We start from the raw sequence: 8,578 nt of genomic DNA, 5'->3' as shown, positions 1-8,578 counted from the left end.
TGGTGTGGTAACTCCAACATTCACAGATGGAACAATCACAATCAATGGTTGTTTGCGTTCACAAACCAGAACCTGGAACGTAACTGATGCCTGTGGTAACGCAGCAACACCAGTTTCCCACACAGCAACCTGGATTGCAGATTTAGTAGCACCTGTAATTGCCGCCTTACCAGCCGCATCGAATATCAATTGTCCAGCCGTGCCTTCCTTTATCCAAGCGACAGCAACGGATAATTGTGCAGTTGCTTCTTTGACTTTTGCTGATGTAACTACTCCAGGCAACTGTGCGGGAAATTACAGTGTGACCAGAACTTGGACTGCTACAGATGACTGTGGCAATCATTCCAGTGCTTCACAAACGATCAATGTTCAGGATATTACGGCTCCGGTAATCGCAGCATTGCCTGTCGCAACCACTATCAATTGTCCAGCCGTGCCATCATTCGCACAGGCTACCGCAACTGATACTTGTGATGCTTCAGTGACTTTGACCTTTAAAGATGTAACTACTCCAGGCAACTGTGCGGGAAATTACAGTGTGACCAGAACTTGGACTGCTACAGATGACTGTGGTAACCATTCCAGTGCTTCACAAACGATCAATGTTCAGGACATCACTGCTCCGGTAATCGCAACACTGCCAGCTGCAACCACTATTAATTGTCCAGCCGTGCCATCATTCGCACAAGCTACCGCAACTGATACTTGTGATGCTTCAGTGACTTTGACCTTTAAAGATGTAACTACTTCAGGCAACTGTGCGGGAAATTACAGTGTGACCAGAACTTGGACTGCTACAGATGACTGTGGTAACCATTCCAGTGCTTCACAAACGATCAATGTTCAGGACATCACTGCTCCGGTAATCGCAACACTGCCAGCTGCAACCACTATTAATTGTCCAGCCGTGCCATCATTCGCACAAGCTAACGCAACTGATACTTGTGATCCAGAAGTGACTTTGACCTTTAAAGATGTAACTACTCCAGGCAGTTGTGCGGGAAATTACAGTGTGACCAGAACTTGGACTGCTACAGATGACTGTGGCAATCATTCCAGTGCTTCACAAACGATCAATGTTCAGGATATCACTGCACCTGTAATCGTAGCATTACCTGCCGCGTCCACTATCAATTGTCCAGCCGTGCCATCATTCGCACAAGCTACCGCAACTGATACTTGTGATCCAGAAGTGACCTTGACCTTTAAAGATGTAACTACTCCAGGCAGTTGTGCCGGTAATTACAGCGTGACCAGAACCTGGACTGCTACAGATGACTGTGGCAATCATTCCAGTGCTTCACAAACGATCAATGTTCAGGATATCACTGCACCTGTAATCGCAGCATTGCCTGCCGCGTCCACTATCAATTGTCCAGCCGTGCCATCATTCGCACAAGCTACCGCAACTGATACTTGTGATCCAGAAGTGACCTTGACCTTTAAAGATGTAACTACTCCGGGCAGTTGTGCCGGTAATTACAGCGTGACCAGAACTTGGACTGCTACAGATGACTGTGGCAATCATTCCAGTGCTTCACAAACGATCAATGTTCAGGATATTACGGCTCCGGTAATCGCAGCATTGCCTGCCGCGTCCACTATCAATTGTCCTGCCTTGCCAGCCTTTGCGCAAGCTACCGCAACTGATACTTGTGATGCTTCAGTGACTTTGACCTTTAAAGATGTAACTATTCCAGGCAGTTGTGCCGGTAATTACAGCGTGACTAGAACCTGGACTGCTACAGATGACTGTGGTAACCATTCCAGTGCTTCACAAACGATCAATGTTCAGGATATCACTGCACCTGTAATCGCAACACTGCCTGCCACATCCACTATCAATTGTCCTGCCGTGCCATCATTCGCACAGGCTACCGCAACTGATACTTGTGATGCTTCAGTGACTTTGACCTTTAAAGATGTAACTACTCCAGGCAACTGTGCGGGAAATTACAGTGTGACCAGAACTTGGACTGCTACAGATGACTGTGGCAATCATTCCAGTGCTTCACAAACGATCAATGTTCAGGATATCACTGCACCGGTAATCGCAGCATTGCCTGCCGCATCCACTATCAATTGTCCTGCCGTGCCATCATTCGCACAGGCTACCGCAACTGATACTTGTGATGCTTCAGTGACTTTGACTTTTGCTGATGTAACTACTCCAGGCAGTTGTGCCGGTAATTACAGCGTAACCAGAACTTGGACTGCTACAGATGACTGTGGCAATCATTCCAGTGCTTCACAAACGATCAATGTTCAGGATATTACGGCTCCTGTAATCGCAGCATTGCCTGTCGCAACCACTATCAATTGTCCAGCCGTGCCATCATTCGCACAGGCTACCGCAACTGATACTTGTGATGCTTCAGTGACTTTGACTTTTGCTGATGTAACTACTCCAGGCAGCTGTTCAGGTAATTACAGCGTGACCAGAACTTGGACTGCTACAGATGACTGTGGTAACCATTCCAGTGCTTCACAAACGATCAATGTTCAGGATATTACGGCTCCGGTAATCGCAACACTGCCAGCTGCAACCACTATCAATTGTCCAGCCGTGCCAGCCTTTGCGCAAGCTACCGCAACTGATGCTTGTGATGCTTCGGTTACCTTGACCTTTAAAGATGTAACTACTCCAGGCAGTTGTGCCGGTAATTACAGCGTGACCAGAACCTGGACTGCTACAGATGACTGTGGCAATCATTCCAGTGCTTCACAAACGATCAATGTTCAGGACATCACTGCACCTGTAATCGCAGCATTGCCTGCCGCGTCCACTATCAATTGTCCTGCCTTGCCAGCCTTTGCGCAAGCTACCGCAACTGATACTTGTGATGCTTCAGTGACTTTGACCTTTAAAGATGTAACTACTCCGGGCAGTTGTGCCGGTAATTACAGCGTGACCAGAACTTGGACTGCTACAGATGACTGTGGCAATCATTCCAGTGCTTCACAAACGATCAATGTTCAGGATATCACTGCACCGGTAATCGCAGCATTGCCTGCCGCATCCACTATCAATTGTCCTGCCGTGCCATCATTCGCACAGGCTACCGCAACTGATACTTGTGATGCTTCAGTGACTTTGACTTTTGCTGATGTAACTACTCCAGGCAGTTGTGCCGGTAATTACAGCGTAACCAGAACTTGGACTGCTACAGATGACTGTGGCAATCATTCCAGTGCTTCACAAACGATCAATGTTCAGGATATTACGGCTCCGGTAATCGCAGCATTGCCTGTCGCAACCACTATCAATTGTCCAGCCGTGCCATCATTCGCACAGGCTACCGCAACTGATACTTGTGATGCTTCAGTGACTTTGACTTTTGCTGATGTAACTACTCCAGGCAGCTGTTCAGGTAATTACAGCGTGACCAGAACTTGGACTGCTACAGATGACTGTGGTAACCATTCCAGTGCTTCACAAACGATCAATGTTCAGGATATTACGGCTCCGGTAATCGCAACATTGCCTGCCGCGTCCACTATCAATTGTCCAGCCGTGCCAGCCTTTGCGCAAGCTACCGCAACTGATGCTTGTGATGCTTCGGTTACCTTGACCTTTAAAGATGTAACTACTCCGGGCAGTTGTGCCGGTAATTACAGCGTGACCAGAACCTGGACTGCTACAGATGACTGTGGCAATCATTCCAGTGCTTCACAAACGATCAATGTTCAGGACATCACTGCACCTGTAATCGCAGCATTGCCTGCCGCGTCCACTATCAATTGTCCTGCCTTGCCAGCCTTTGCGCAAGCTACCGCAACTGATACTTGTGATGCTTCAGTGACTTTGACCTTTAAAGATGTAACTACTCCGGGCAGTTGTGCCGGTAATTACAGCGTAACCAGAACTTGGACTGCTACAGATGACTGTGGTAACCATTCCAGTGCTTCACAAACGATCAATGTTCAGGATATCACTGCACCGGCAATCGCAACACTGCCAGCTGCAACCACTATTAATTGTCCAGCCGTGCCTGCCTTTGCGCAAGCTACCGCAACTGATACTTGTGATGCTTCAGTGACTTTGACTTTTGCTGATGTAACTACTCCGGGCAGTTGTGCCGGTAATTACAGCGTAACCAGAACCTGGACTGCTACAGATAACTGTGGTAACCATTCCAGTGCTTCACAAACGATCAATGTTCAGGATATTACGGCTCCGGTAATCGCAACACTGCCAGCTGTAACCACTATTAATTGTTCAGCCGTGCCAGCCTTTGCGCAAGCTACCGCAACTGATACGTGTGATGCTTCGGTGACCTTGACCTTTAAAGATGTAACTACTCCGGGCAGTTGTGCCGGTAATTACAGCGTAACCAGAACCTGGACTGCTACAGATGACTGTGGCAACCATTCCAGTGCTTCACAAACGATCAATGTTCAGGATATTACGGCTCCGGTAATCGCAACATTGCCTGCCGCGTCCACTATCAATTGTCCAGCCGTGCCAGCCTTTGCGCAAGCTACCGCAACTGATACTTGTGATCCAGAAGTGACCTTGACCTTTAAAGATGTAACTACTCCGGGCAGTTGTGCCGGTAATTACAGCGTGACCAGAACTTGGACTGCTACAGATGACTGTGGCAATCATTCCAGTGCTTCACAAACGATCAATGTTCAGGATATCACGGCTCCGGTAATCGCAACACTGCCAGCTGCAACCACTATCAATTGTCCAGCCGTGCCAGCCTTTGCGCAAGCTACCGCAACTGATGCTTGTGATGCTTCGGTGACCTTGACCTTTAAAGATGTAACTACTCCGGGCAGTTGTGCCGGTAATTACAGCGTGACCAGAACTTGGACTGCTACAGATGACTGTGGCAATCATTCCAGTGCTTCACAAACGATCAATGTTCAGGATATCACTGCGCCGGTAATTGCCACATTGCCTACCGCGTCCACTATCAATTGTCCAGCCGTGCCAGCCTTTGCGCAAGCTACCGCAACTGATGCTTGTGATGCTTCAGTGACATTAACTTTTGCTGATGTGACTACTCCAGGTAATTGTGCTGGTAATTATAGTGTGACCAGAACCTGGACTGCAACAGACGATTGTGGTAACCATTCCAGTGCTTCACAAACGATCAATGTTCATGATGTTACACCGCCAACTCTTATTTGTCCAGCTGGTCAAACAGTTGCATGTGGTGCAACACCAGTCTTTGGTACTCCAACAGCAAGTGATAGTTGTGATTCAAATCCAACTATCAATGATTTGGGTGTTACTACAACAAATAATGCAGATGGCTCAGTGACTTATACAAAAATCTGGACTGCCACTGACGCTTGTGGTAATACATCAACTTCATGCAGTCAAAGTATTATTGTACCTGCCTGTGAAGGATGTACTTTAGGATATTGGAAAAACCATACTGACAGATGGTGTTCCTCTTATACTCCCTCCATGTTGTTTGGTAATGTGTTTGTAAATGCACCGTCTAATCTTGCTAATTTAACTTTATTGCAAGCTCTAAACTTAGGAGGCGGAGGTATTTATAATTTAGCTCGTCAAGGGGTAGCCGCTTTATTGAATGCTTGTAGCGACGAAGTTGATTATCCAGCGCCTTATGGTAGTAATACTCAATCAGTAATAAATGCTGTTAACGCAGCTTATTTAGCAGGAGGAAACGCACCTGGAACATTGGCAACTCAACTGGATATTCTTAATAATTCAGGTTGTCCATTAGGAGGAACTAGTGCTACCCATAAAGAAGTTGGTTTGAGTTCTAATGCTGATTTTACTGCTTATCCAGTCCCTTTTAAAGATATACTTACGATCAGATACGATTTTGATTATGTGTCTAATGTAGTAATCGATGTATATGACGCACAAGGGATTTCAGTGCTTTCAAAAACGGATACCAATAGTTATTTGAACAAAGAAATCTCGTTACACCTTCATTCATTTAGAGGTCAAGAACAGGTTTATATTGTGAAAGTAACTACAGATCGAGGAAGTAGTGTAAAAAAAGTAATGTCTTCTAAATAGATTTTAAATAATTGTCTAATCCTTAAAAAAAGAATGAAACGGATTAGAGTATAAAATAAAACCTCGGAAGTGAAAATTTTCGAGGTTTTTTTTACTCAGTAATTAATTTTTATTTTATAAAAAAACAATCAAATTTAAAGTTGTTTTTTTATAAACTTGCTTGCTGGTTAATAAAAAGATTTTAGCTATTGCTTCCCACAATACAATATCCTTTTGATGATGATGTGTTTCATAAAATTGTTTATGAAGGTGTATTGCCATAGTAAGTTTTGACTTTCAAAACGTAAGCTTTCTATTTTTTTATTCTACCTTTTTTATTTAAAAATTAGGTTTTAAGGTTTTTTAAAGCCCCATTTTGGTTATTAAAAGGTTGTTTATTTCCCCAAAATAAAATATGCTTTTGACGATGGAGTTCTTCATTAAGTTGTTTTATGAAGTTGTTTTTGTTTTTTCTAAAAGTTTTTAGTCCCCAGTCTGCTAGTTTCTTGCTATATAACAAGTATGGTTTAAAACTTTTTTATCATGGAAAAAAATTCACTTCTGACGTTTTTCGAAATTTTATCAGGCAAAATTAAGTGTTGCATTTTATCGAAAAATACAATTTCTACATTAGGTATAAAAACACCTAATTTATTCTATTTTAATCCTCAATCACAAAATATGGATTTTACAAAACGATATTACCATAATAGTGTTTCAAAATCGAGGTTTGAGGAATTATTTTTCTCTTTTGGAAACTTGATGGTATTTTTATCAGTATGTTTCTTATTTTTTTCTACACAAATAAATGCACAGGTACTTCCCGGTATTGCTACTGTTAATACACCAGCAGGAGGTTTTCAAATTGAAGGCGACCTGCAGGCTAATACACCAGTATCCGGTAAAGGTGACTGGTTGCCAGGTATTTCCGGTGGTGGTGGTAATGTTTTAACTACAGCTGGCGCACCTGTTAATACTTTAACAACTTTTCATTTAACGGATCTTTACAATACATCAGAAAATAATTTTTCGGGTGGTAAAAAGTTTAATGACAACCCAAACATATGGACTTGGACAAATAATGGTGCACTTGGAAAATGCGATATAAACAATGCGTTATTTCATTTTACCACATCAAATGTAGGGGGTATTATCCATACCTGGCTTATTGTTGCTGCAGATCGGCGCAGTAACAGTGGTAATGCCTACATAGATTTTGAATTGTTACAAAATACAATGACAGATAATCCTAATGGCACTTTCTCTTCTGCGGGTCCTAACAATGGGCGAACTAAAGGCGATATTCTCTTAACGTTGGCTTTGACAAATGGAGGTGGGGCTGCGGAATTTTTTGTAAATAAATGGGATTTGACGGGTGGTATTTATGATTATGTTGATAAGACATCCTCTAGTCCAGCAGGATCAGTTTACGCCTCTACCAATGCAGGAACCGTTCCCGTATCTTTTAGTGCCTTTGGTCTCAATCAATATTCTTCCAATTTATTTGTGGAAGCAGCCATAGATTTGACAGCATTGCTTGGTGCTATAGATCCCTGCACAAGTCTGGGAGTAAAAACATTATTCATCAAGACGAAAACCTCTCAATCTCCTACCGCTACTATTGTTGATTTTATAAATGCAAAGCAGGTATCCCTGCAAATTGGGGTGGCAAATGCCGGCCAAGATCAATCACAATGTGGAAGTGTTTTTTCGGTTACAGGAGTAGCCACTCCTAGCCCTGGAGATGTAATCAGCAGCACTACATGGAGTGTTGTTTCTGGTACGGCAACAATTGCTGCTAATTCGGCACTTACAAGCAATGTGACTGTTACAGGTTCTCCAGCTACCTTACGTTTTACGGTAAAAACTGCTTTTGGATGTATTGTTTCTGACGATGTTGTATTGACAGTTTTACCCCCACCAATTCCCAATGCGGGCAGCGATGTGACCATAAATTGCACCACTACAAGTGCCACTTTGGGAGCCAGCGGAGGTGTTTCCTATTCTTGGTCACCGGCAGCGGGATTGAGTGCAACAAATATTGCCAATCCTGTAGCTTCACCTACTGCCACAACAACTTATACTGTAACGGTAACAGGAGCAAATGGATGTACAAAAACAGATGATGTGATAGTGACTGTAGACAAAGCCTTACCAATTGCCAATGCGGGCAGCGATGTGACCATAAATTGCACCACTACAAGTACCACTTTGGGAGCCAGCGGAGGTGTTTCCTATTCTTGGTCACCGGCAGCGGGATTGAGTGCAACAAATATTGCCAATCCTGTAGCTTCACCTACTGCCACAACAACTTACACTGTAACGGTAACAGGAGCAAATGGATGTACAAAAACAGATGATGTGATAGTGACTGTTGACAAAGTATTACCTGTAGCCAATGCGGGCAGCGATGTGACCATAAATTGCACCACTACAAGTACCACTTTGGGAGCCAGCGGAGGTGTTTCCTATTCTTGGTCACCGGCAGCGGGATTGAGTGCAACAAATATTGCCAATCCTGTAGCTTCACCAGCTGCCACAACAACTTATACTGTAACGGTAACAGGAGCAAATGGATGTACAAAAACAGAT

The 8,578-nt window shown here is 43.9% G+C and carries 2 protein-coding genes; both read left to right on the top strand.

Annotation, left to right across the window (positions count from 1 at the left end; all coding sequences use genetic code 11):
• Positions 1-52 precede the first annotated feature (52 nt).
• Positions 53-6,007, top strand: coding sequence for a T9SS type A sorting domain-containing protein (locus ACM55I_RS16110; protein WP_416847862.1), 5,955 nt, complete (start codon positions 53-55; stop codon positions 6,005-6,007).
• 522 nt (positions 6,008-6,529) lie between these two features.
• Positions 6,530-8,578, top strand: a 2,049-nt coding sequence (locus ACM55I_RS16105; RefSeq protein ID WP_416847861.1) for a hypothetical protein, incomplete at its 3' end; no start/stop codon positions are given.

Source organism: Flavobacterium algoris (assembly GCF_048158525.1).
Taxonomy (GTDB): Bacteria; Bacteroidota; Bacteroidia; order Flavobacteriales; family Flavobacteriaceae; genus Flavobacterium; species Flavobacterium algoris.
The sequence above is the reverse complement of the archived record's forward strand: the minus strand, read 5'-3'. Positions and strand labels throughout refer to the sequence as shown.